This window comes from Streptomyces sp. NPDC001530, assembly GCF_042894545.1.
Lineage (GTDB): Bacteria > Actinomycetota > Actinomycetes > Streptomycetales > Streptomycetaceae > Streptomyces.
The window spans coordinates 55,153-79,465 of record NZ_JBIAVS010000010.1; the positions used below are offsets into that span (position 1 = coordinate 55,153).

A 24,313-nucleotide genomic window follows, 5' to 3' on the forward strand; every position below is an offset into this window, starting at 1 on the left:
TAGCGGTCCTCCGCACCCGCGAAAGGCCGGATCACGAACCCGCAAGGAAGCTCAACCGCACCTGACGGCTCGGGTTGTCCCGATTCGTATCCACCAGACACACGGACTGCCACGTCCCCAACTCCAGCCTCCCGCGCAGCACCGGCAGTGTCGCGTGCGGCGGGACGATCGCGGGGAGTACGTGGTCGCGGCCGTGACCGGGGCTGCCGTGGCGGTGTTGCCAGCGGTCGTCGGCGGGGAGCAGGGAGTGGAGGGCGGTGAGGAGGTCGTCGTCGCTCCCTGCGCCGGTCTCGATGATCGCGATTCCGGCGGTCGCGTGGGGCACGAACATGTTCAGGAGACCGTCGCGGCCGGCCGCCGCCTCCCGGAGGAAGGCCTCGCAGTCGCGGGTGAGGTCGACGACCGTCTCCGCCGAACCGGTGGCGACGTTCAGGACACGGGTGGTGAAGGCATCGGGCATGCCCCAATCCTCACCCATACGTCGGCGTCCGTACCCGAACCGGCCACCCGTACGTCGTGGGACCGCACCCGACCGGCCACCCCACGCCGTGGAACCGCACCGACCAGCCATCCGTGCGTCGTAGGTCCGCGCCAACCCGCCATCCCGGGACAAGAGGAAGGCCGCCGCCATCAAGGACTACCTGGAGCGGCTGCGGCGTGCCCAGGACTGGGTCTACGACCACCCGGAGGCATGGGCCAAGGTGTGGGCGAAGGACACCGGGCTGCCGTACGAGGTGGCGCTCGCCTCGGTGAAGCGGACCAACGCCAGCCGCATCGCCGTCGCGGTCGACAAGCCGCTCATCGCCTCCGAGCAGGCGATCGCGGACACCTTCACCACCCTGAAGCTGATCCCCCGCAAGGTCGACTTCGCCGACTTCGTGGACCCGCGGTTCAACGGCAGCCTGCCGCCGTCCACGACCACGCCCCGCGTCTCGAAGGAATCCCGATGACCGTCCATCTCCACTGGTTCCTGCCAACCGGCGGCGACGGCCGCACCCTCGTCGACCGGCACGCGTACGCCTCCAACGACATCGACCGCGCCCGGCCGGTCAGCGGGGTCCGTGCCCCCGACGTCGAGTATCTGGCCCAAATCGCCAAAGCCGCGGAGCAGTTGGGCTTCGAGGCGGTGCTCACTCCGACCGGCACCTGGTGCGAGGATGCCTGGCTGACGACGGTGGCGCTGGCCCAGCACACCGAGCGGCTGAAGTTCCTGGTGGCGTTCCGGCCGGGCGTCATCTCGCCGACGCTCGCGGCGCAGATGGCGGCGACGTATCAGCGGATCACTCGGGGGCGGCTGCTGCTGAATGTCGTCACGGGCGGCGACTCGGCGGAGCAGCGGCGTTTCGGCGACCATCTCGGCCAAAATCAGCGGTACGCGCGCACCGACGAGTTCCTGTCGGTCGTGCGAGGGGTGTGGAGCGGGCAGCCGTACGACTTCGAAGGCGCTCACTTCCAGGTCGAGGGCGGGCTGACGGCGCTGCCGCCGGATCCGCTACCGGAGATCTTCTTCGGCGGTTCGTCGGCGGCCGCGGGGCCGGTCGCGGCCCGGCACGCGGATGTGTATCTGACCTGGGGCGAGCCTCCGGCACAGGTCAAGGAGAAGATCGACTGGATTCGCTCACTCGCCGAGCGCGAGGGCCGGACGGTTCGCTTCGGCATCCGACTGCACACCCTCTCGCGCGACTCGTCGGCCGAGGCGTGGTCGACGGCGAACCGGCTGCTCGACGACCTCGACGCGGACACGATCGCGGCAGCGCAGTCGGCGCTCGGGCGCAGCGAGTCGGTGGGCCAGCAGCGCATGCTGGCGCTGCACGGCGGCTCTCGCGACGGGTTGGAGATCTCACCGAACCTGTGGGCGGGTGTGGGGCTCGTACGGGGTGGCGCGGGCACCGCCCTCGTGGGCAGCCATGCCGAGGTCGCCGACCGGATCGAGGAGTACCACGCGCTGGGCATCGAGCACTTCGTGCTCTCCGGGTATCCGCATCTGGAGGAGGCGTACTGGTTCGGGGAGGGTGTGATCCCGGATCTGGCGGCGCGCGGGCTGCTGCCTCGTACGACTGCGGGGCGCGGCGCCCCGCTCCTGGTGGCGGGCGGCCGCTGACGGAGGCGCGCCGGGTGGTCCACAAGCCGACGCGCCAGGTGGCCCACAAGCCGACGTGCCGGGTGGCCGACTGGCCATGCGCCGGATGGCTCGCAAGACACGCGTCGCCTGGCTCACAAAAGGTCACTCCCGGGAAGATCCAGGAACCCGGTCGAGTTAGTGGAAGCGTGAACAACACCGGGGCACGCGCGCGTGAAGTCGATGTCGTCGTCATAGGCGCTGGGCAGGCAGGACTGTCCAGCGCCTATCACCTGCGACGCACCGGTTTCGAGCCCGAGCGGGACTTCGTCGTCCTCGACCACGCGCCGCGGCCCGGCGGCGCCTGGCAGTTCCGCTGGCCGTCACTGACGTACGGCAAGGTGCATGGGATGCACTCCCTGCCCGGCATGGAACTGACGGACGCGGACCCCGCGCGTCCGTCCTCAGAGGTCATCGCCGAGTACTTCGACCGGTACGAGCGCGCCTTCGGCCTGCGCGTCCGGCGCCCCGTCGACGTCAAAGCCGTACGAGAGGGTTCGGGAGAGCGGCTGCTCGTCGAGACCGACGGCGATGCGTGGTCGGCGCGGGCACTGATCAACGCCACGGGCACCTGGGACCGGCCGTTCTGGCCGCGGTATCCGGGCCAGGAGACCTTCCGGGGGCGGCAGTTGCACACGGCGCAGTACCCCGGCCCCGAGGGGTTCGCCGGACAGCGGGTGATCGTCGTGGGCGGTGGCGCGTCCGGCACCCAGCACCTGATGGAGATCGCCCCGTACGCGGCCGAGACCACGTGGGTTACCCGGCGCCCGCCCGTCTTCCGGGAGGGGCCCTTCACCGAGGACATCGGCCGCGCCGCCGTCGCACTCGTCGAGGAACGGGTCCGCCAGGGGCTGCCGCCCAAGAGCGTCGTTTCCGTGACCGGGCTGCCGCTCAACGACGCGATCCGGCAGGCCCTGGACGACGGGGTCCTCGACCGGCAGCCGATGTTCGACCGGATCACGCCCGACGGCGTCGAGTGGGCCGACGGTCGTCGCGTGGACGCCGACGTCATCCTGTGGGCGACCGGCTTCCGGGCCGCCGTCGACCATCTGGCGCCGCTGCGGCTGCGCGAGCCGGGCGGCGGTATCCGCGTCGAGGGAACGCGCGCGGTCGCCGATCCGCGCATCCATCTGGTCGGGTACGGGCCCTCCGCCAGCACCATCGGCGCCAACCGGGCCGGACGTGCCGCGGTACGGGACATCGGGAAGCTGCTGGCGGGCGAACCGGTCGCCGCCTGATGCCCCTGCGGCGGCTCAGCGGGTGGGGGTGGCGGCCGGGGCGCCGGTGGCGGGGGTGCCGGTGGTGGGGGTGCCGGTGGCGGGGGTGCCGGTGGACGTGCCGGTAGGGGACGCGCTCCTGCGGTTGAGGTTGAACTCGACCACGTTCCTCTGGTGCTCCTCGTAGCTGGCCGTGAAGCGGGTGTCGCCCGGCTTGACGGTCACGAAGTACAGCCAGTCACCCGGGGGCGGGTTGGTCGCCGCGTGCATCGCGTCCTCGCCGGGGTTGGCGATCGGCGTGGGTGGCAGGCCCATGCGCTGGTAGGAGTTGTAGGGGCTGTTGAGCCTCGTGTCGTTCTGACTGGTGTTCACGGTGTTGCGGTTCAGGGCGTAGTTGATGGTGGAGTCCATCTGCAGCGGCATGCCCCGCTCCAGGCGGTTGAAGATGACCCTGGCCACCTTGCCCATGTCCGCCTTGGTCGCCGCCTCGGCCTGGACGATGCTCGCGATGGTGACCGCCTGATAGACGTTCATCGCGTTGCGCTGCGCTCCGGCGGCGACCGGCGCCTTGTTGAACCTCTGGTTCGCGGTGTCGACCATGAACGACAGCAGCGACTCCGGAGTCGCCTTCTTGTCGATCGGATACGTCGCCGGGAAGAGATAGCCCTCGGGGTTGCCCTCGGCGTCGTTCGGCAGCTTCAGGTTGGCCTTCCCGAGGGACTTCTTGGTGGTGCCCGGGGGCACCTGGAGGACCTTGTCGACGGCCTCGTAGACCTGGCGGGCGCGCCAGCCCTCCGGGATGACGAGGGACCTCGGGGGCTCGGCCTCCGGGCCTCCCAGGGTCAGCAGCGGCACCGCCACGGCGGTGGCCGCCACGACGGCTCCGGTCACCATGAGGGCGACCCGGCCCCGGCGCGTCAGTCGAATCGTGCTCCGTGGCGGAGTGTTCATCTGCATGCGGGCACGTTAACCCGCTAAACACACCAAACCCGGCATATCGTCATCTTGTCGGCTCCAGTTGGGCGTCCCGGCGGACGAGGGCGGCATAGCGCCCTTCCTGCTCCAACAGCTCCTCGTGCGTGCCCCGTTCGACCGTACGGCCGGAATCGAGGACCACGATCTGGTCGGCACTCCGAATGGTGGACAGCCGGTGCGCGATGGTGAGCGTGGTGCGGTTGGCCGACAGGGCGTCGATGGCTTCCTGGACGGCGTGCTCCGTGCGGGTGTCCAAGGCGCTGGTCGCCTCGTCGAGGATGAGCACGGGCGGGTCGCGCAGGATCGTGCGGGCGATGGCCAGGCGCTGCTTCTCACCACCGGAGAACCGGTGACCGCGCTCGCCGACGATCGTGTCGTACCCGTCGGGCAGAGACGCGATGTGGTCGTGGATCTGGGCCGCTCGCGCCGCCGCGTGCAGTTCCTCGACGGTGGCGTCCGGCTTGGCGAACCGCAGGTTCTCGGCGACCGAGGCGTGGAAGAGGTACGTCTCCTGGGAGACGACGCCGACCGCGCGCGCGAGCGTGTCGAAGTCGAGGTCGCGCACGTCGACCCCGTCCAGGGTGACGCGCCCGCCCGTGACGTCGTACAGCCGCGGCACCAGATAGCTGAGCGTGGACTTGCCGGAGCCGGTCGGGCCGACGACGGCGAGGCTGCCGCCGGCGGGGACGGTGATGTCGATGCCGTCGAGGATCGGGCCGCTCTTGTCGTCGTAGCGGAACGCGACGTCCTCGAAACGGATCTCGCCCTTGACCTGGTCGAGGTGGACCGGGTGCTCCGGCTCGGTGATGTCGATGGGCAGGTCGAGGTACTCGAAGATGCGCTGGAAGAGGGCGAGCGAGGTCTGGATCTGGACGCCGGTGGACAGCAGGCTCACCGTCGGCCGGAACAGGCCCTGCTGGAGCGAGACGAAGGCGACGAGCGTGCCGATCGAGATCGAAGAACCGCCCAGCTGGAAGGCGATGCCGGCGCTCCAGTAGATGACGGCGGGCATGGCGGCCATGACGATGCCGATGACGGACATGCGCCAGCGTCCCGCCATGTTCGACCTCACTTCGAGGTCGACCAGGCTCTCGGACTCCTCCGCGAAGGACTTCGTGAGCGAGTCGGCGCGGCCCATGGTGCGGCCGAGCAGGATGCCGCTGACGGAGAGCGACTCGGTGACCGTGGCGGCCATCGCCGCCATCTGCTTCTGGCGCTGGGTGGTGATCCTCTTGCGTTCGTTGCCGACCCGGCGGCTGATCCATACGAACACCGGCAGCAGGAGCAGCGAGACGACGGTGAGGCGCCAGTCCAGGGCGACCATCGCGACCATGGTGGCGACCACGCTGGTGAGGTTGGAGACCAGCGAGGTGGCCGTGGAGGTGACGGTCGCCTGCATTCCGCCGATGTCGTTGGCGATGCGCGACTGGACCTCGCCCGTGCGGGTTCGGGTGAAGAAGGCGAGCGACATGCGCTGCAGCCGGCCGTAGACGGCGGTGCGCAGGTCGTGCATGACGCGCTGGCCGACCGTGGTGGAGATGAGGGTCTGCAGCACGCCGAAGACGCTGGTGAGGACGGCGCTGAGGATCATGCCGAGCGCGAGCAGGCTCAGCAGGCCCGTACGCCCCTGGGGGATCGCGACGTCCAGGATCTCCTTCAGCAGGAAGGGCGTGGCGACGGAGACGAGGGACGCGGCGCCGACCAGCAGGCCGACGATCGCGAGACGGCCGCGGTAGGGCCGGAAGAGCTTCAGGATACGGCGCACCTGCCGGGGTTGTTCGGCGTCGGCAGGTGACGGGGTCCAGGTCTGTTTGTCGGGATGCATGGGCTCCTACGGGAGGTGAGGGTGTCCCTCGAGGGGCGGGACGACGATGACTGACGGAGCTTAGCTCATTGTTACCTATACTCACAATGAACGGGGTCCTGATATTGTTCCCGTATGACCACCCCCGATGCCGACGGCCTGCTCGCCGAGCAGCTGCTGCGGCTGACGCGCCGCGTGCACCGCATCCAGAAGCGCCATCTGGAGCAGCGCGAGCTGGGCATCACTCCGGCGCAGTCCCGGCTGCTGCGCACGCTCGCGCACTACAGCTCCCCGCCCCGCATGGCCGATCTCGCCGAGCGCCTGGAAGTCGTGCCCCGCGCCGTGACCACCCTGGTCGACGGCCTGGAGGCGAGCGGCAAGGTGCGCCGGGTGCCCGACCCCACCAACCGGCGCGTGATCCGCATCGAGGTCACGGACGAGGGCCGCAAGGCGTTGCGCGAGCTGCGCGGCGCGCGCCGGTCCGCCGCGGAGGAGATCCTGGCTCCACTGACGGACGAGCAGCGTGAGGTGCTCGGCGGGCTGCTGGACACCTTGGTGGACGGCATGCCCAGCGTGGAGCGCCGCTGCTGAATGGAGGCCGCCCAGCGCACGGCAGGCTCGCCTGCCCCGTCGGCATCGATACGGGCGATACGGGCACGCTGATGAGGGGATTCCGGCACGCGCGGCACTCGCCGTGCGAGGAGCGGGCGGCAGCACTGGCCGCGCGGAACTTCCGGGCGGTCGAGGCGGCGGCGCGGCTCGCCGTGGCCGCCGCGGACCGTATCGACGACCAGTGGGTGACCACCGTGACGCGCGCGGCTCGCAAGGTCGTACGACCGGATCTCATGCCCGAATGGCTGCCGGGGACCCTCGGAGCCGCCCCCGCCAAACTGCCCCGCACCGCGCCCGAGGGAGCGGCGGCCGTTTACCACCCGGCCTGCGTCGGACCGGGGGCGTGTCGCTCGCCCAGGCCGTCGTGGCGGTCTCCACGCGCGCGGGGAGGCCAGTATGTACGAGGTGGGGATGGACCACGCGACGGGTCGCGGCTACGACTCCGTACTGCTGGAGTTGGAGCGCGCGACCCGTCCGGAACCGGTCAACTGGCCTCGGGTGTGGGCTCCTTGGCCGACTGAGCGGGTACGTCGGCCATGACGTCCTGAGCCTGTACGTCGACCCCGGCCGCCGGAGCGGTTATGTCGGCCTTGGCCACCTCGGGCCGAGCAGCCGCCTCCGCCTCAGCCTCCGGAGTGTCGTCTTCCTCCACCAATGCGATCTCCCCGTCCAGCACCTTCTTGGCCCGCTCCGTGTCGAGCGCGCCCTCCCAGCGGGACACCGCGAAGACCGCGACGCAGTTGCCGAGCAGGTTCGTCACGACGCGCATCGAGTCCATGATGCGGTCGACGCCCAGGAGCAGGGCGACGGCACCGGCGGGGATGGCCCCCAGGGAGGACGCGGTCGCGGACAGGGCGAGGAAGGCCGAACCGGGCACGCCCGCCATGCCCTTGCTGGTGAGCATGAGCACCAGGACGACGGTGATCTGCTGGCTCAGGCTCAGGTCGACGCCCACCGCCTGCGCGATGAACAGCGTGCCGATGGACAGGTAGAGCGAGGCTCCGTCGAGATTGAAGGAGTATCCCGTGGGCAGCACCAGCCCCACGGCGTCGTCGCGGGCGCCCGCCCGGCGCAGCTTCTGCATCACGCGCGGCATGACGGACTCGGTGGACGCGGTGCCGAGCGCGAGGAGCATCTCCTCGCGGATGTAGCGGACGAACTTCCAGAGACTGAGCCCGGTCACCGCCTTGAGAGCGATGGCGAGGAGCCCGACGAAGAGCGCCGCTGCCACGTAGCACAGGATGATCAGCTTGGCGTACGTCTTCATCACGCCGAGTCCGTACTGGCCCACCAGGTAGGCCATGGCGCCGAAGACCGCCAGCGGCGCCAGCCGCATGACGAAGCCGACGACCGCGAAGATGATCTCCTGTGCCTGCTCGATGACCGGCAACACCTTGGGCACCTTGGTGTGGCCGAGGTGCAGCAGCGCGGCGCCCACCAGACAGGCCAGGACGAGCACCTGGAGCAGCGAGTTCTCGGCGAAGGATCCGATGAAACTCTGCGGAAGCGCGTTGAGGACGAACTCAGTGGTCGACGGCAGCGAGCCGCCCCCCGTCTTGCTGTCGACCGCCGAGGCGTCGAGCTTGGACGGGTCGACGTTCATCCCGTTACCGGGACCCACGACGTTGGCGGCGACGAGACCGATGATCAGCGCGGCCGTGCTCGCGACCTCGAACCAGATCAGGGCCTTGATCCCGATCCGGCCGAAGGCCTTCAGGTCGCCGGCCTTGGCGATGCCGACGACCACCACGCAGAAGACGAGCGGTGAGATCACCGTCTTGATGAGTCGTGTGAAACCGTCGCCGAGCGGCTGAAGATTCGTGGCCACGTCGGGCCACACCTTTCCGACGACGATTCCGAGTACGAGCGCGCAGGCGACCTGCGCGAACAGTGAGGTACGCAATATGCGTGCGACGCGTCGCGGGGACGGTACAGACGGCGGCACGGGCACTCCTCCGAAGGAACTTCTGGTATGCGGAAAAGTGCTTCCGCGCCGATCACTATTGAGGAGTTGTTGATCCCGTCGGATACTCCGGTGTCACGTCCATGTAAATCATGGAACCGCCGTGACACCCGTCTCAGCAGTCACTGTGATCCAGCGTCAACACCCCCTGCACGGTGACGAGTCTGCGGTCGTAGCAGCCAGCGGAGCCCTGGAGCCGGTAGCGCTCGCTCGTCGTGCCGACAGCGTGGCGCTGGTCGCGCGGCACATTGGCGGTATACGTCGCGTCGCCCGCGTAGGTGTCGTCGAGCCGGGACCATGCGGTCCGCCGACCGCCGCGCGTCTCGACGACCGCCGCCCGGTCGCCGAGGGTCAGGACGGTCCGCAGCCGGTCGTCGGAGCCAAGTGTCGTGGTGCCGTTCATCGTGTACGTGCGCTGGGTGCGCGTGGTCCGGGCCGGTCCGCGCCCGTCGACCGTGACCGATTCGTCGTCAGTCCAGGTCGCATCCAGACCGTCCGTGTTCTCGCCGTCGGTCCAGCGGTGCAGGGCGTTGTTGGCCAGGGTGCGGGTGACGGTGGTCGTCACGCGGCCGTGCGAGGTGTTCACATATCCGGCGACCGTTAGCTGGTGACCGCCTTTCGTGTCGATCCGGTACTCCGAACCGGGCGTGTACGTCGAGGAGTTGACGAGGTCCCCCGCCTCGGCCCGGGTGAGGGCGCCGGTGACGTGCCGGCTGCCGGAGTCCTGCCAGACGAGCACGTTCACCGGGGCGCTCCAGCCGGACTGCCCCTCCGGAACACCGACGACCGAGACGTCGACCCGGTGCGGACGGCCGTCGTTGAGCAGCCCGGCGAAGGGCGTCAGGTCGTACTCGATGGGCTTGATGTCGAAGGCGCGCGGGCCCGGAATCACGTACCAGAGGAAGGGATTGGACCAGCCGCCGGTCCACACGGTCGGGAACGGCTCGGCGATACCGGCGAGTTGACCGTCGACCTTGATCTGCACCTCGCGGTAGGGGCCTTTGTCCGCCCGACACGAGTACGGCGCCGGGTCCGGCACCGTCAGGTACCAGTACTCCTCGCAGCCTCCGCCGGACCCGGTCGCGTACACCTCGGCGACGACGCGTTCGCTGTTGCGCGGGGTCGTGAGGGTGCCGTCCTGGAGGGTGAGGACGCGATCGGGGGTCGTGGCGGGCTTGCCCTCGTAGAACGTCAGCGTGACCTTGACGTCGATGACGCCCGTGTACGTGTCGTCGACGACGTTCCCGATGAGCATTTCGACGTCACGGCTCTGCCGGAACGTGTCGCTGTAGCGCGTCACGTCCTTCTCGACGGACCACGCGATCCCGTCGGGCGAGGGTTCCGGAGTGGATGTACGGAAGATCTCGACCCCGCCGACGTGCAGATATCCGAGCCGGTCGAACTGCCGCCCCTTGACCTTGCCGTCGAGCCGCAGCACGACCTTGCTCCAGCGGTCGCCGCAGCCGCTCGGCGGCGCGTACGTGCCCTTGTACGGCGTGAAGTCGCGGAACTGCGCCTCGGCCAGCGTCACTTCACAGGACTTGGCGGTGGGCTTGGTGATCGGCGGGGCGGCGGTCAGCGGGTCGTGCCAGTCGGTGCCGAACTCGGCGGGCGGTGCGGCGAGTTCGGTGGTCGTGGAACCGGAGGAGGGGGCCGCCGGTGCGGGGCTCGCCCCAAGGAGGGTGCTCGCCACGAGGATCACTCCGGCGAGCATGGACATGATGACCGGTCTTCTCATGTGCGGTGTTCTACGGGGCAGTTGGCCCGCCCCGCAACGGTGCACCACTGCACAAAGGTCCGCCCCGCGAAGGCCCGCCACTCCGCAACGGTCCGCCCCGCAAAGGCCCGCCACTCCGCAACGGCTCGCCACCGACGACGCCTGCATTCGGGCACCCCACCTCGTGGTGTCGCCCCTCCACCACGACGACTAGGCCTTCAGATCCGCCTTGTCCCCCATCACCACGACAGGGTGCTGATGCGGATCGAGCGTGCGCAGCAGATACTCCATGCCCGACTTGGACAGGCTCACGCACGCCGACGTACCGCTGCCGTGGTCCATGTGCAGCCAGATGCCGCCACCCTTCGACTGCCCCTCGGGCCGGGTCGGGTCGTTCGGCGCGGTGCCCTTGACGCGGTTGTAGTCGATGGCGATGACGTAGTCGAAGTCGTGCCAGTGCGACTTGGCCCAGGAGCGCGGGGCCTGGAAGGACGCCGACCGGGTGTACGGGAGCCGGGCACCCGGGTCGACGAGCACCCCGCCCGCGTCGCTGAGCGTGAACACGCCGACGGGGCTGCGGTTGTCGCCCTCGTGATGGTCGTCGGTCCAGCCCTTCTTCCCGTTGTGCGCCGCCCAGCTGCGGGTCTTGTCCCACGTCGAGCCGGACTTCGTGTACAGGACGACCGTGGCGTTCGCGGAGTCCTTGCCCTCGCCGTAGACCGCCACGACCTGACGGGAGTCGGACGGGATCCGCTTGTGCAACCGGTCGCCGACGTCGGGGATGCGTTTCGGATCGACGGTACGCGCCGGAGGTTGAACGGCCTCGCTACTGGCCCCTCCCTCGCCCTTCTCCCCACTCCCGCTCCCGCCGCCCGAGCCGCCGCAGGCCGACAGGGCGACGGCGAGGACGCCGCAAGCGGCCGCGGCGAGCCCCGTACGCATCGCACCGTTCCTTCGCATGCCGTCCATCGTCGCACCACTTATCGGACGAATCCCCCTCCCCCCACTTCCCGGCTCTTCACCAGCGGTTGGGGCCGATTCCTTCCCCCGCGGCGATAAATCGTTTGCTTCCGACCACGCTGCGACGCGAACCTTTCACGGTTTGTTGCCGGCCTTCACGGCCGGTCGGTCGCCGACTTCGCGGCTCCCTCCACCCCTGACACGAGCCACTGGGACGTCATGCAGATTCAAGACCTTCCGTATCCCGACCCGGGTGTGCCGGACGCGCGCTCGGGTCCCCGATTCCTGTGGTGGCTCGGCCGGAATCAGCTCGGCGTGCAGTTCAAGGCCCTCGCCTGGGGTCTGCTGCACTTCGTGGCCGTCTCCGGGCTGCCGTTCTGCGTCGGCCTCGCCATCCAGGCCGTCGTCGACCGCTCCGGCGCCCGACTCGCCCTGACCGGCGGGCTGATGGTGCTCTGCGGCGCCTGCATCGCGCTGGGCGACACCATGCTGCACCGCACCGCCGTCACCAACTGGATCACGGCGGCCGCGCGCGTCCAGCAGCTGCTGGCCCGCAAGACCGCCCAGCTGGGCTCGGCGCTGACGCGGCGCGTCGCGGCCGGTGAGGTCGTCGCGGTCTCCACCGGCGACGTCGAGAAGATCGGCTGGTTCGTCGAGGCCGTGTCGCGGTTCGCGGCGGCCGCCCTGACCGTGGTGCTGGTCTGCATCGGTCTGGTCGTCTACCAGCCGGCCCTCGGCGTGATCGTCGCCGTGGGCGTGCCCGTCCTGGCGCTCGCCGCGCTGCCGCTGCTGCCCCGCGCCACCCGGCGCGCCGACTTCCAGCGCGAGAAGGCCGGACGCGCCACCGAACTGGCCTCGGACACCGTCGCCGGCCTGCGGGTGCTGCGTGGCATCGGCGGCGAGGAACTGTTCCTGGACCGCTACCGCCGCGCCTCCCAGGACGTCCGGCGGGCAGCCGTGCGCAGCGCCCGGATGTGGTCGCTGATCTCGGCGATCCAGGTGCTGCTGCCCGGTCTGCTGCTGATCGCGGTCGTCTGGCACGGCGTGCATCTGGCCCGCGACGGCAAGATCACGGTCGGCGAACTGGTCACCGTGTACAGCGCGGTCATGCTGCTCACCTATCCGCTGCGGCACTTCGAGGAGATCGCCATGGCGTACTCCTTCTCGCGCCCGTCCGCCAAGCGGGCCGCCCGTGTGCTGTCCCTCGAACGAGCCATGGACAGCGACGGATCCCGTGCGGCCGAGGTGCCCGGCGGCGATCTGTACGACCCCGCGACGGGGCTGCTCGCCCCCGCGGGTCGGCTCACCGCCGTCGTGTGCGGCGATCCGGACGCGGCGGGGCTGCTGGCCGAGCGGCTGGGCGGTCACCCTTCCGAAGAGGGCACCTCGGTCCTCCTCGGGGGCGTCCCGCTGGACGAACTGCCGCTGGACTCCGCCCGTACCGCCGTCCTCGTCCAGGACAAGGACCCGGTGCTGCTGTCCGGCTCGCTGCGCGAGCTGCTCGACGTGCCCGCGTCGGGTCTCGTCACTGCCGAGGCCGCGCTGGCCGCCGCGCAGTGCGGCGACGTGCTGGACGCGCTCGCCCAGGGCTCGCTGGACGCCGAGAACCCGATGGACGCCCGTATCACCGAACGCGGACGCTCCCTGTCGGGCGGCCAGCGCCAGCGTCTCGCGCTGGCCCGGTCGCTGATCACGGACCCCGAGGTGCTCGTCCTGGACGAGCCGACGTCCGCCGTCGACTCGCACACCGAGGCCCGGATCGCCGACGGCGTGCGCTCCCTGCGCACCGGGCGCACGACGGTGGTCTTCACCTCCTCGCCGCTCCTTCTGGACCACGCGGACCGGGTCGTCCTGGTCCACGAGGGCGAGGTCGCGGCGGTCGGCGTGCACCGCGAACTGGTGCACAGCGAGCCGCGGTACCGGGCCGTGGTGACCCGGGAGACGGATGACGAGGCCGCTCTGGGCGACGTACTGGAAGCCCTGGAAGAAATCGAGGAAACCGCATGATCGGCGTGGCGCCACCCGCGTACGACCCGGCCGCCCCGACGACGGCGAACACCCTGCCCGTCGGCGCGCCCGCGACCGTACGCGCCTACGTGACCGAACTGTTCCAACGGCACCGCAGGGCCTTCCTGCTCCTGATCACCGTCAACACCGTGGCCGTCGTCGCTTCGATGGCCGGGCCCTATCTGCTGGGTTCGGTCGTCGAGCGGGTCTCGGACCACGCGCGCGAGCTCCATCTGGGGCGCACCGTCGCCCTGTTCGTCGTCGCGCTCGTCGTGCAGGCGGTATTCGTACGAGAGGTACGGCTGCGCGGCGCCATGCTCGGCGAGCGGATGCTGGCCGATCTGCGCGAGGACTTCCTCGTGCGGTCAGTGGGGCTGCCGCCCGGCGTCCTGGAGCGGGCCGGAACGGGTGACCTGCTGTCCCGTATCACCACCGACATCGACCGGCTCGCCAACGCGATGCGCGAGGCCGTGCCGCAGCTGGCCATCGGTGTGGTGTGGGCGGCGCTGCTGCTCGGCGGCCTCGCCGTGACCGCACCGCCGCTCGCTCCCGCCGTGCTGGTCGCCGTACCACTGCTGGTGGTCGGTTGCCGCTGGTACTTCAAGCGGGCGCCGTCGGCGTACCGCTCGGAGGCCGCCGGTTACGCCGCCGTCGCCGCCGTCCTCGCCGAGACGGTCGACGCCGGGCGCACCGTCGAGGCGCACCGCCTGGGCGAGCGCCGCATCGACCTCTCCGACCGCCGGGTCAAGGAATGGACGGCATGGGAGCGGTACACGCTCTGGCTGCGGTCGGTCCTCTTCCCGGTCGTCAGCCTCACCCATGTGACGGTGCTGTGCTCGGTCCTGATGATCGGCGGGGTCTTCGTCCTCCAGGGCTGGATCAGTGTGGGCCAGCTGACCACGGGCGCGCTCATCGCGCAGATGCTTGTCGACCCGGTGGGCCTGATCCTGCGCTGGTACGACGAGCTGCAGGTCGCCCAGGTCTCGCTGGCCCGGCTGGTCGGTGTCCGGGACATCGAGCCGGCCGCGGGCGACGCGGCGGTGGCCCCGGACGGGCGCGACGTCCACGCGGACCAGGTGCACTTCGGCTACCGGGCCGGAGTGGACGTGCTGCGCGAGGTCTCCCTTCAGGTCGCGCCCGGCACCCGGCTCGCCCTGGTCGGCCCGTCCGGCGCGGGCAAGTCCACGCTGGGCAGGCTGCTCGCCGGGATCTACGCGCCCCGCGACGGCCGGATCACGCTCGGCGGCGCCGAACTGTCCCGCATGCCCGCCGAGGCAGTCCGCTCCCACGTGGCCCTCGTCAACCAGGAACACCACGTCTTTGTGGGCTCCCTGCGCGACAACCTGCTGCTCGCCCGGACGAGCGCCGACGACGCCGAACTGTGGGCGGCGCTCGGCGCGGTCGACGCGGACGGCTGGGCACGAGCACTGGACGACGGCCTGGACACCGAGGTCGGCTCGGGCGGGCTCGCGCTCACGCCGGCCCAGGCCCAGCAGATCGCGCTCGCCCGCCTTGTGCTGGCCGATCCGCACACGCTGGTCCTGGACGAGGCGACCTCGCTCCTCGACCCGCGCGCGGCCCGCCATCTGGAACGCTCGCTGGCCCGCGTCCTCGACGGCCGCACCGTCGTCGCCATCGCCCACCGGCTGCACACCGCGCACGACGCGGATGTCATCGCCGTCGTGGAGAACGGCCGGATCAGCGAGCTGGGCAGCCACGACCAGCTGGTCGCCGCCGACGGCGCGTACGCGGCGTTGTGGAGGTCCTGGCACGGGTGAGTACGGGGTGCCGGCACCGTGGGACCGGTGAGTACGGGGTGCCGGCACTGCGGGACCGGTGAGTACCGGCTACCCGCACTGCGGGACCAGTGAATACCGGCTACCCGCACTGCGGGACGACCGGTGAGCGTCGAGGGCCCGCAAGAGCCCTGTGGGGGTGAGCGGGCCGGCGTCCGAGCCGCCTTGTCGCAGGCGGCCGGTCCCATGGTCGGGCCGTGTGGCGTTGCGCGGTGCCGACGGGGGGTGGAAGGCTGGATGTGGACACCGGCTCGGGGGACTCTCGTGAACCACCCGGTTCGCGCGGGGCGACGCCTGTGTCCAGTGGCCCGCGCGCCCGCCGTGCAGTACGGCGGCACCGGACACCGCCCGCACCCCCTGGAGGTAGCCGTGAACAGCGCCGACGGATGGGGAGACGACGTCTACCAGCCCGACGGATCCGAGGTACAGGACGACGCGGGGCTGCTCGACGCCGAGGACACGCTGCTCGCCGACGGCGTCGGCGATCCCCTCGACCGGGGCTGGTCGCCGCCGGAGCGACCGTGGGCTGTGGAGCACTCCGGGGTGACCGCGGCCGAGCGCCAGGAGGGCGAGACCCTGGACCAGCGCCTCGCGGAGGAACTGCCCGACATCACCGAACCCGACGGAGACGGCATCGGTGACTGCCAGGGCACCGACGGCGAGCCCCTCGACAACGAAGTGGGCGCCTCGCGCTCCGGCCGTCTCGTGGCTCCCGACGAAGGCGCACATGAGGACGAGGAGAGCGGACTCATCGCCACGGACGTGGGCATCGACGGCGCCGCGGCCTCGGCCGAGGAAGCCGCCATGCACATCGTCGACGAGGAGGACACCCTGTCCGGCTGACCATCCCCGCCCCTCCTCTCCCCCAAGGAGCCCCCATGCAGCAGGACAAGCAGCCCGACTACCACCCCGTCGTCTTCCGCGACCGCGCCGCCGGCTACGCCTTCCTCACCCGCTCCACCGCCACGAGCGACCAGACCATCGAATGGGACGACGGCGAGACCTACCCGGTCGTCGACGTCGAGATCTCCTCGGAGAGCCATCCCTTCTACACGGGCAAGGCCCGCACCGTGGACACGGAGGGACGGATCGCTCAGTTCGAACGGCGGTACGGGAGCGGGGGGCAGGGCTCCGGCGGGGGCGATACGACCTAGGGAGCGGCCGAAGGTCACATAGTCGTGCGCGGTTGCTCAGGCACACCGCGTACACGGACGGCTACCGCGTGAGACGATGCACCGGGAGGTGTGCGTGGTGGCCTGGGGACCTCGGGAGATGCTCCAAGAGTGGTTGGAGGCGAGCACCTATCCGTTGCGTGTTCGCGAGAACTACCGTCGTTCCGCCGAACGTTGGCTGATCCACTGCACCGAAGAGGACCTGGCGTGGGGCAGAGTCGCCGCGCAGCACATCGCGCTGTGGGCACACGAGCCCGGAACGCCCCACCGGTCAACCGCACAACGGGTCTCCGCGGTTCGCTCGTTCTACGCCTACGCCGTGCGGCAGAACGCGCTCCCGTACAACCCCGCCGCCCGCGGCCCCCGGCTGACCAGTAACGCCCAGCTCACGCCATCCCGCCTCGACCCCTGGCAGGCCGCGGTCCTGCTCGCCACGCTGGACGAGCGCCGCAGGACCGACTCGCCGCAGCCCCAGGTGGACCGCGTCTGCGGCTACCTACAGGTCGGCCTGGGCCTACGCTCCGCCGAAATCCTGCGCATCACCCTCAACGACCTCCTCACCACCTGTGACATCGCCGGGGGCTCCGACACCTTGCGGCTGTACGACTCCGGCGGCCATGAGCGCCTCGTACGGCTCCCGGCCCTGATCCGTGACGCCGTCCAGTCCTATCTCCCCCACCGTCGCCGTCCGCGCGACGCCACCCACGGCGGCCCGCTCCTCACAAGCCGGGCGGGCATCAAGATCCCGCACCGCTATCCGAGCGATCTGCTGCGCGACGTGGCAACGGCGAGCGGACTGCTGCACGCCCCTCCCACCGCGGTCCATAGAGGGATGGCGCGAGCCGCGACCGACCTCAGATGACGTTGAGCGCAGCCGCGCACCCCACTCCGCCCAGCAGCATGAACACCGGCATCAGGACCTTGAGCTCGACCCAGCTGCCGGCGCGGAAGCGCATCGCCTTGGGCGGGCCGATCGGATACCAGCGCTTGCGGCCGACGGGGATGGGCCACAGGATCGGGCAGCCGGACACCGTCAGCGCGTCCCCGATGTCGTGCACCAGGGCGCCCAGCACGATTGGCAGCCCGAGCCACAGGTATTCCTGCCCCGGCGCGGTGAACAGCCAGTCCGAGCCGTTGCCCGGTTTGTCCAGAACTCCGGCGAGGATCCAGGCGCTCGTCGCGGCCAGCAGCCAGACCAGGATGTCGGCGCTGGAACCACGGGTCGCCCGCCACAGCAGACCCTCGATGGCGAGCACCATGTGGACGAAGAGGATGGCCAGGACCGCCCAGCGGCCGCCCGTGATCGCCACGACCGAGGTGCCCGCGCCGATCATCACCGCCCACAGCCAGGTGTGCGTCAGCGTGCGGTGGCCGCCGGAGCGTCGCGGGTCGCCCGGCTTCTTCGTCCCCTTGTAGACGGCGTACGACAGCTTGTCGACGATCTCGCACAGGCCCCGTGAGAGCGGTCCGAAGGCGCGCGAGATGGTGGCCGCCTTGTGGTCCAGGTCGGGCGCGAGCGCGGCGCCGGCGCAGATCAGCGCCCCGACCAGAAGGACCGGCCAGGGCATGGTGTGGCCGGTCGCGGCGGCCGCCGCTCCGACGCCGAGCCAGGCCGCGGCTCCCGACAGTGAGTGTGCTGGTCCCATCATGGCCGTTTCCCGCCCCATTCCTCTTGTGCCGCTGTTCAGTTGCCCGTGTGCGCTGACCCTTGGTCGGCGCCACAGCGTAGCCTCCGTGATCTTCCGACGAGCATCCGATTCCCCCATCGAGCGGGTTGACAGGCAAGATGGGGGCGTGACCCTTATCGATCAGCTGCCGCAGACCGCAGACCCCGACGCCCTCTACGAAGCCTTCGAGTCGTGGGCCGGGGAACGCGGTCTCACGCTCTACCCCCACCAGGAGGAGGCGCTGATCGAGGTGGTCTCGGGTGCGAACGTGATCGTCTCGACGCCCACCGGCTCGGGCAAGAGCATGATCGCCGCGGGTGCGCACTTCGCGGCGCTGGCCCGGGACGAAGTCACCTTCTACACGGCACCGATCAAGGCGCTCGTCTCGGAGAAGTTCTTCGAGCTGTGCAAGCTCTTCGGCACCGAGAACGTCGGCATGCTCACCGGCGACGCGTCCGTGAACGCCGACGCGCCGGTCATCTGCTGCACCGCCGAGGTGCTCGCGTCCATCGCGCTGCGGGACGGCAAGCACGCCGACGTGGGCCAGGTCGTGATGGACGAGTTCCACTTCTACGCGGAGGCCGACCGCGGCTGGGCCTGGCAGATCCCGATCCTGGAGCTGCCGCAGGCGCAGTTCATCCTGATGTCGGCGACGCTCGGCGACGTCTCGATGTTCGAGAAGGACCTGACCCGGCGCACCGGCCGCCCCACGGCGGTGGTGCGCTCGGCAACGCGGCCCGTGCCCCTCTCCTACGAGTACGTGCTGACTCCGCTCACCGAGACGCTCACCGAGCTCCTTGCGACCAAGCAGGCTCCGGTCTACATCGTGCACTTCACCCAGGCCCAGGCCGTGGAGCGGGCACAGGCGCTGATGAGCATCAACATGTGCACGCGCGAGGAGAAGGACCAGATCGCCGAGCTCATCGGCAACTTCCGCTTCACCACCAAGTTCGGCCGCAACCTCTCCCGTTACGTACGCCACGGAATCGGCGTGCACCACGCGGGCATGCTGCCCAAGTACCGCCGGCTGGTGGAGAAACTGGCCCAGGCCGGTCTTCTGAAGGTCATCTGCGGCACGGACACCCTCGGCGTCGGTGTCAACGTCCCGATCCGCACCGTGTTGTTCACGGCTCTGACGAAGTACGACGGCAACCGGGTCCGGACGCTGCGCGCCCGCGAGTTCCACCAGATCGCCGGCCGCGCCGGGCGAGCCGGCTTCGACACGGCGGGCTTCGTCGTGGCGCAGGCGCCCGAGCACGTCATCGAGAACGAGAAGGCGCTCGCCAAGGCGGGCGATGACCCGAAGAAGCGCCGCAAGGTGGTGCGCAAGAAGGCTCCCGAGGGCTTCGTCGGCTGGACGGACAACACCTTCGAGAAGCTCATCGCCTCCGAGCCCGAGCCGCTGACCTCGCGCTTCCGCGTGACGCACACCATGCTGCTGTCGGTGATCGCCCGGCCGGGCAACGCCTTCGAGGCCATGCGGCATCTGCTGGAGGACAACCACGAGCCGCGCAAGCAGCAGCTGCGGCACGTCCGGCGGGCCATCGCGATCTACCGCTCGCTCCTCGACGGCGGCATCGTCGAGAAGCTCGAGGAACCGGACGCCACCGGCCGCATCGTGCGCCTCACCGTCGACCTTCAGCAGGACTTCGCGCTCAACCAGCCGCTGTCGACCTTCGCGCTCGCCGCGTTCGAGCTCCTGGACCCCGAATCCCCTTCGTACGCCCTCGACATGGTGTCCGTCGTCGAGTCCACGCTGGATGATCCGCGGCAGATCCTCGCGGCCCAGCAGAACAAGGCGCGTGGCGAGGCCGTGGCCGCGATGAAGGCGGACGGCGTCGAGTACGAGGAACGCATGGAACGGCTCCAGGACGTGTCGTACCCCAAGCCGCTGGAGGAGCTGCTCTTCCACGCCTACAACACCTACCGCAAGAGCCATCCGTGGGTCGGCGACCATCCGCTGTCCCCGAAGTCCGTGATCCGCGACATGTATGAACGGGCCATGTCCTTCACAGAGTTCGTCTCCTTCTACGAGCTCGCCCGTACCGAGGGCATTGTCCTGCGCTACCTCGCGAGTGCCTACAAAGCCCTTGAACACACCGTCCCGGACGACCTCAAGTCGGAAGACCTGGAGGACCTGATCGCCTGGCTGGGCGAGATGGTGCGCCAGGTCGACTCCAGCCTCCTGGACGAGTGGGAACAGCTCGCCAACCCCGAGGAGATGACGGCCGAGGAGGCCCAGGAGAAGGCCGACCAGGTCAAGCCGGTCACCGCGAACGCCCGCGCCTTCCGTGTCCTCGTCCGCAACGCCATGTTCCGCCGCGTCGAGCTCGCCGCCCTCGACAACGTCGACGAGCTCGGCGAGATGGACGCCGACTCCGGCTGGGACGCCGATGCCTGGGGCGAGGCGATGGACAAGTACTGGGACGAGTACGAAGACCTCGGTACCGGCCCCGACGCCCGCGGCCCCAAGCTGCTGCTGATCGAGGAGGAGCCGCAGAACGGGCTGTGGCGCGTACGCCAGACCTTTGCCGACCCGAACGGCGACCACGACTGGGGCATCAGCGCGGAGGTCGATCTCGCGGCCTCCGACGCGGAGGGTCGTGCCATTGTCCGGGTCACCGACGTCGGCCAGCTGTGAGCGCAGGAGAATCCCACACATGACGAACCCAGCCGAGAGGCTCGTCGACCTGCTCGACCTGGAGCAGATCGAGGTCAACATCTTCCGTGGCCGCAGCCCGCAGGAGTCACTGCAGCGGGTCTTCGGCGGCCAGGTGGCGGGCCAGGCGCTGGTCGCCGCCGGGCGTACCACCGAGGGCGACCGGCCGGTGCACTCCCTGCACGCGTACTTCCTGCGCCCGGGCCGACCGGGCGTGCCGATCGTGTACCAGGTCGAACGGGTCCGGGACGGGCGGTCGTTCACCACTCGCCGCGTCACCGCCGTCCAGCAGGGCCGCACGATCTTCAATCTGACCGCCTCCTTTCACAAGCCTGAGGATGGGAGCTTCGAGCACCAGCTGCCGCCGGCCCGCGAGGTTCCGGACCCGGAGTCGCTGCCGACGGTGACGCAGGAGATCAAGGAGCATCTGGGCGCGCTCCCCGAGGCGTTGGAGCGCATGGCACGGCGCCAGCCGTTCGACATCCGCTATGTGGACCGGCTGCGCTGGACCCCCGAGGAGATCAAGGACGCCGAGCCGCGCAGCGCGGTGTGGATGCGTGCCGTCGGGCCGCTGGGCGACGACCCGCTCGTGCACACCTGTGCCCTCACGTACGCGAGCGACATGACCCTCCTGGACGCCGTCCGCATCCCGGTGGAACCGCTGTGGGGTCCGCGGGGCTTCGACATGGCCTCGCTGGACCACGCCATGTGGTTCCATCGGCCGTTCCGCGCGGACGAGTGGTTCCTGTACGACCAGGAGTCCCCGATCGCGACGGGCGGCCGCGGGCTGGCCCGCGGGCGCATCTACGACCTGGAGGGACGCCTGCTCGTCTCGGTCGTCCAGGAAGGGCTCTTCCGGGCGCTGTAGGGAAGTACCCGACCGTCCCAGGAGGCCTCTTCAGCGCGCTGCGGGAAAGCGCCCGACAGCCTCAGGGGTTTCTGCGACGCAGCCACCCCAGCAGACTTCGTGGCCGCTCGGACTCCTCCGTCGCGGGCCGATCTTCCTGAGCGGCCGACCCCGACCGCGAGGCCATCGCTGGTGAGGCCGCGGGTGGTGAGGACATGCGGGGTGACGCCGCAGCTGGTGAAGACTTGGGTGGTGACGCCTCGGACCGTGCGGCCTTCGGTGTCGGGCGGGGTGCTGGACGGAGCTCGCGGGCTTCGACGAGGGCCTGGCCCAAGTCGGCCCGAAGCCAGCTGATCTCGTCGGGGTCCTCGGCGGTCATGATCCGCGAGGCGAGGTGCGCGGCGGGAGAGTCGGGCGCGCCGTGGGAGACCCGCTCGGGCCGGAAGCGGTTCAGGTGGGCGCGCTCGTACGGATCCCTGACGATCTCCGCCACCTGCACGGGGTCGAGCAGGGATGCCACGACCGCCGCCCGTGCCCAGGGGGCCTCGGTCTGCCGCAACAGGAAGCCCATGTGCCGTCCCCGCCAGTTGCGGGGGCGCAGGTCCAGGCCGGCTTCCAGTTGGTCGCGGAGTCCCTCGGGCGTACGGCCGCTCAGCAGCTGCGCGTTCTGCTCGTCGGCCGCGAACTGCCGCAGTTCCTCGGCGAGGTACAGCCACACCACAGCCCGATAGCGGTTCAAGTAGAACTTCACCGGTACCACCAGTCCCAGTCGCGCGAAGCGCGTGAACCTGGCGGTCGTCACGCCCATGAGGGCGGCGCCCTCCGTAGTGCCGACGGCCTTGACGCGCTCCCGCAGTGCCTCGGGAAAGCCGTCCTCGGAGCGCACTCGCTCGATCTCCGCGCGAGTGACACGACGTCCGCCTCCGCCCTCGTCGGGGACGGAGCGGATGCATCCGAGGTTCAGGGCGAGATCGAACTCGCCGCGCTTGAGCTCGAGTTCTCGTGCGGCGCGGCTGAGCGAGGACGTGGCGGACTTGGTCATCGTGTTGCCGGACATGGTGGTTCTCCCCCCGTGGAGTCAGATGCTCGCGCTGGCGTGCGCTCGCTTCGGGAAAAACCGTATCCGGCTCGGCCGACATCGCGGCGAGCCTGTGGATAACTTTGACCGCGGCGACGTATACGCAGGTCAGAGGTCTACGACGGGTGCGCTTTCCGGTTGCCGTACGTCCACGCGGAGGTGTTCGCCGACGCGGTTCACGAGCAGAGTCATCTCATAGGCGACCTGGCCGATGTCGGCCTCAGCGGCGCTGAGGACGCACAGACAGCTGCCTGCGCCCGCGGCGGTGACGAAGAGCACCGCATCATCGAACTCCACCATGGTCTGGCGCACTTGCCCCGCACCGAAGTGACGTCCGGAGCCCTTGGCCAGGCTGTGCAGGCCCGACGAGACCGCGGCGAGGTGTTCGGCGTCCTCGCGCCGGAGTCCCGTGCTGGCACCCGTGACCAGCCCGTCGTTGGACAGCACCAACGCGTGCCTTATGTGTTCGACGCGCTCGGTGAGGTCGTCCAGCAACCAGCCGAGCCCCGTGTTCTGCGCCATGATCCGGTCTCCCCGTGGTGTCCTTCCCCCTGGCCGGAGGATCTGACCAGCCAGCCTTCCCCACAGCCGCCGTCCGAGCAAGGAGGATGGGCGGCATGGCACAGAAGATGACCGACGAGCAATGGCGGGCGTTCGTGTCGCACGGCACCCGCACCGGAAAGCTGTCCACTGTCCGAGCCGACGGCAGTCCGCATGTGACGCCGATCTGGTTTCTGCTGGACGGCGACGACGTGGTCTTCAACACCGGAAAGGAGAGCGTCAAGGGACGGAACCTGGCGCGGGACGGGCGGGTCGCGCTGTGCGTGGACGACGACCGGCCGCCCTTCGACTTCGTGGTGCTGGAAGGGCGGGCCGAGCTTTCGGAGGACCTCGACGCGTTGCGGCACTGGGCCGCTCGCATCGGCGCCCGCTACATGGGTGAGGAGCGCGCCGAGGAGTTCGGGAAACGCAACGGAGTTCCCGGTGAACTCCTCGTACGCGTAAGGATCGGGAAGGTCATTGCCTACGCCTCCCTGGCCGACTGAGAGCTTGGGGCCACGTCCGGTCGGTCGCCCCACCCAGGGCGGCTTCTCATCGTCTCAGCCGACGGAGTCGAGCAGCCGGGCGGTGTGCACCCGCCCGGCGTACTCGACGAGGCGAATCAGCACTTCCTTCCCGGAGTCGCGGTCACGTGCGTCGCAGAGCACCACGGGCGTACCCCGGTCGAGGTCGAGGGCACGGGACACGTCCTGGGCGCCGTAAGTGCGGGCGCCCGCGAAGCAGTTGACGGCCACCACGAACGGGATGTGCCGGTGCTCGAAGTAGTCCACCGCGGGGAAACAGTCCTCGAGTCGGCGGGTGTCCGCGAGGACGACGGCGCCGAGGGCGCCCTGGGACAGTTCGTCCCAAAGGAACCAGAACCGGTCCTGGCCCGGTGTTCCGAAGAGGTAGAGCGAGAGGCCGGACCTGATCGTGATGCGTCCGAAATCCATGGCGACGGTGGTCGTGACCTTCTGGTCCACACCATCGGTGTCGTCCACCGACTGACCGGCCTCGCTCAGCAGTTCCTCGGTGCGCAGCGGCCTGATCTCGCTGACCGCGCCCACCAGGGTGGTCTTGCCCACGCCGAATCCGCCGGCGACCAGTATCTTCAGTGCCAGGGCGGTCATCTCGCCACCCGAGGCGTCGGAGTTCTCGGAGACCATCGATCACTTCTCTC

21 protein-coding genes and 2 pseudogenes are annotated in these 24,313 nt (G+C 70.0%); 13 read left to right on the forward strand and 10 right to left on the reverse strand.

Going from position 1 to position 24,313, the window contains the following annotated elements; translation table 11 throughout:
* Positions 1–31 precede the first annotated feature (31 nt).
* Positions 32–460, reverse strand: coding sequence for a YjbQ family protein (locus tag ACFY0T_RS21225; RefSeq protein WP_388872600.1), 429 nt, complete (start codon positions 458–460; stop codon positions 32–34).
* A gap of 148 nt (positions 461–608) precedes the next feature.
* On the opposite strand from ACFY0T_RS21225, the pseudogene ACFY0T_RS21230 reads away from it, so the two are divergent.
* The 3 genes and pseudogenes from ACFY0T_RS21230 to ACFY0T_RS21240 form a co-directional block, all read left to right on the forward strand.
* Positions 609–950 (forward strand): annotated as a pseudogene (locus ACFY0T_RS21230) (ABC transporter substrate-binding protein); the annotation flags it as partial.
* Positions 947–2,101: an LLM class flavin-dependent oxidoreductase gene (locus tag ACFY0T_RS21235; RefSeq protein WP_388872603.1), complete on the forward strand. Its 1,155-nt coding sequence runs from the start codon at positions 947–949 to the stop codon at positions 2,099–2,101. The pseudogene ACFY0T_RS21230 and the gene ACFY0T_RS21235, both read left to right, overlap by 4 nt.
* Positions 2,102–2,268: 167 nt before the next feature.
* On the forward strand, positions 2,269–3,357 hold the full coding sequence (locus ACFY0T_RS21240) for an NAD(P)-binding domain-containing protein (protein ID WP_388872606.1): 1,089 nt from the start codon (positions 2,269–2,271) through the stop codon (positions 3,355–3,357).
* A gap of 15 nt (positions 3,358–3,372) precedes the next feature.
* Here ACFY0T_RS21240 and mltG read toward each other — a convergent pair whose 3' ends face one another.
* Positions 3,373–4,293, reverse strand: a complete 921-nt coding sequence (mltG, locus tag ACFY0T_RS21245) for an endolytic transglycosylase MltG (protein WP_388872609.1) — start codon at positions 4,291–4,293, stop codon at positions 3,373–3,375.
* A gap of 43 nt (positions 4,294–4,336) precedes the next feature.
* Positions 4,337–6,136: an ABC transporter ATP-binding protein gene (locus tag ACFY0T_RS21250; protein ID WP_388872612.1), complete on the reverse strand. Its 1,800-nt coding sequence runs from the start codon at positions 6,134–6,136 to the stop codon at positions 4,337–4,339.
* A 114-nt stretch (positions 6,137–6,250) separates the two neighbouring features.
* On the opposite strand from ACFY0T_RS21250, the gene ACFY0T_RS21255 reads away from it, so the two are divergent.
* The gene (locus tag ACFY0T_RS21255) at positions 6,251–6,706 is read left to right on the forward strand and encodes a MarR family winged helix-turn-helix transcriptional regulator (RefSeq protein ID WP_388872615.1); all 456 of its coding nucleotides are present in this window, start codon (positions 6,251–6,253) and stop codon (positions 6,704–6,706) included.
* Between the two features lie 23 nt (positions 6,707–6,729).
* Positions 6,730–7,124: pseudogene (locus ACFY0T_RS21260) on the forward strand (FAD-binding oxidoreductase); the annotation flags it as partial.
* Positions 7,125–7,211: 87 nt separating this feature from the next.
* Here the strand turns inward: ACFY0T_RS21260 and ACFY0T_RS21265 are convergent.
* From ACFY0T_RS21265 to ACFY0T_RS21275, 3 genes are all read right to left on the reverse strand, one after another.
* Positions 7,212–8,672, reverse strand: coding sequence for a cation:dicarboxylate symporter family transporter (locus ACFY0T_RS21265; RefSeq protein ID WP_388872618.1), 1,461 nt, complete (start codon positions 8,670–8,672; stop codon positions 7,212–7,214).
* Between the two features lie 133 nt (positions 8,673–8,805).
* Positions 8,806–10,428 carry a peptide-N4-asparagine amidase gene (locus ACFY0T_RS21270; protein ID WP_388872621.1) on the reverse strand — a complete coding sequence of 541 codons (1,623 nt, stop codon included), beginning with the start codon at positions 10,426–10,428 and terminating at the stop codon, positions 8,806–8,808.
* A gap of 189 nt (positions 10,429–10,617) precedes the next feature.
* On the reverse strand, positions 10,618–11,367 hold the full coding sequence (locus ACFY0T_RS21275; protein WP_388872624.1) for a hypothetical protein: 750 nt from the start codon (positions 11,365–11,367) through the stop codon (positions 10,618–10,620).
* A gap of 219 nt (positions 11,368–11,586) precedes the next feature.
* Here ACFY0T_RS21275 and ACFY0T_RS21280 point away from each other — a divergent pair, with 219 nt between their 5' ends.
* The 5 genes from ACFY0T_RS21280 to ACFY0T_RS21300 all read left to right on the forward strand — a co-directional run bounded on the left by ACFY0T_RS21280 (position 11,587) and on the right by ACFY0T_RS21300 (position 17,204).
* Positions 11,587–13,374, forward strand: coding sequence for an ABC transporter transmembrane domain-containing protein (locus ACFY0T_RS21280; protein WP_388872627.1), 1,788 nt, complete (start codon positions 11,587–11,589; stop codon positions 13,372–13,374).
* The gene (locus ACFY0T_RS21285) at positions 13,371–15,152 is read left to right on the forward strand and encodes an ABC transporter ATP-binding protein (protein ID WP_388872630.1); all 1,782 of its coding nucleotides are present in this window, start codon (positions 13,371–13,373) and stop codon (positions 15,150–15,152) included. Before ACFY0T_RS21280 ends, ACFY0T_RS21285 begins: the two co-directional genes overlap by 4 nt.
* A gap of 387 nt (positions 15,153–15,539) precedes the next feature.
* Positions 15,540–16,013 (forward strand): DUF5709 domain-containing protein, encoded by a 474-nt coding sequence (locus tag ACFY0T_RS21290; RefSeq protein WP_388872633.1) that lies wholly within the window; start codon positions 15,540–15,542, stop codon positions 16,011–16,013.
* Positions 16,014–16,048: 35 nt separating this feature from the next.
* Positions 16,049–16,324: a type B 50S ribosomal protein L31 gene (locus ACFY0T_RS21295; protein ID WP_388872635.1), complete on the forward strand. Its 276-nt coding sequence runs from the start codon at positions 16,049–16,051 to the stop codon at positions 16,322–16,324.
* 97 nt (positions 16,325–16,421) lie between these two features.
* Complete coding sequence (locus tag ACFY0T_RS21300) at positions 16,422–17,204, forward strand: tyrosine-type recombinase/integrase (protein ID WP_388872638.1); 783 nt, start codon at positions 16,422–16,424, stop codon at positions 17,202–17,204.
* Here ACFY0T_RS21300 and ACFY0T_RS21305 read toward each other — a convergent pair.
* Entirely contained in the window at positions 17,197–17,991 is a 795-nt protein-coding gene (locus ACFY0T_RS21305; RefSeq protein WP_388872641.1) for a metal-dependent hydrolase, read from the reverse strand. The two genes, ACFY0T_RS21300 and ACFY0T_RS21305, sit on opposite strands and share 8 nt — an antisense overlap.
* A gap of 145 nt (positions 17,992–18,136) precedes the next feature.
* Between ACFY0T_RS21305 and ACFY0T_RS21310 the strand changes: the two genes are divergently transcribed.
* Both ACFY0T_RS21310 and ACFY0T_RS21315 read left to right on the forward strand, forming a co-directional pair.
* Entirely contained in the window at positions 18,137–20,650 is a 2,514-nt protein-coding gene (locus ACFY0T_RS21310; protein ID WP_388872644.1) for a DEAD/DEAH box helicase, read from the forward strand.
* Between the two features lie 19 nt (positions 20,651–20,669).
* Positions 20,670–21,536, forward strand: coding sequence for an acyl-CoA thioesterase (locus tag ACFY0T_RS21315; protein ID WP_388872646.1), 867 nt, complete (start codon positions 20,670–20,672; stop codon positions 21,534–21,536).
* 61 nt (positions 21,537–21,597) lie between these two features.
* On the opposite strand, the gene ACFY0T_RS21320 is transcribed toward ACFY0T_RS21315, so the two are convergent.
* Positions 21,598–22,572, reverse strand: a complete 975-nt coding sequence (locus ACFY0T_RS21320; RefSeq protein WP_388872649.1) for a DUF6397 family protein — start codon at positions 22,570–22,572, stop codon at positions 21,598–21,600.
* 129 nt (positions 22,573–22,701) lie between these two features.
* Complete coding sequence (locus ACFY0T_RS21325) at positions 22,702–23,115, reverse strand: roadblock/LC7 domain-containing protein (RefSeq protein WP_388872651.1); 414 nt, start codon at positions 23,113–23,115, stop codon at positions 22,702–22,704.
* A gap of 95 nt (positions 23,116–23,210) precedes the next feature.
* Here ACFY0T_RS21325 and ACFY0T_RS21330 point away from each other — a divergent pair, with 95 nt between their 5' ends.
* Complete coding sequence (locus ACFY0T_RS21330; RefSeq protein WP_388872654.1) at positions 23,211–23,639, forward strand: PPOX class F420-dependent oxidoreductase; 429 nt, start codon at positions 23,211–23,213, stop codon at positions 23,637–23,639.
* Between the two features lie 54 nt (positions 23,640–23,693).
* Here the strand turns inward: ACFY0T_RS21330 and ACFY0T_RS21335 are convergent, their stop codons facing one another.
* On the reverse strand, positions 23,694–24,299 hold the full coding sequence (locus tag ACFY0T_RS21335) for an ATP/GTP-binding protein (protein ID WP_369244847.1): 606 nt from the start codon (positions 24,297–24,299) through the stop codon (positions 23,694–23,696).
* Positions 24,300–24,313 lie beyond the last annotated feature (14 nt).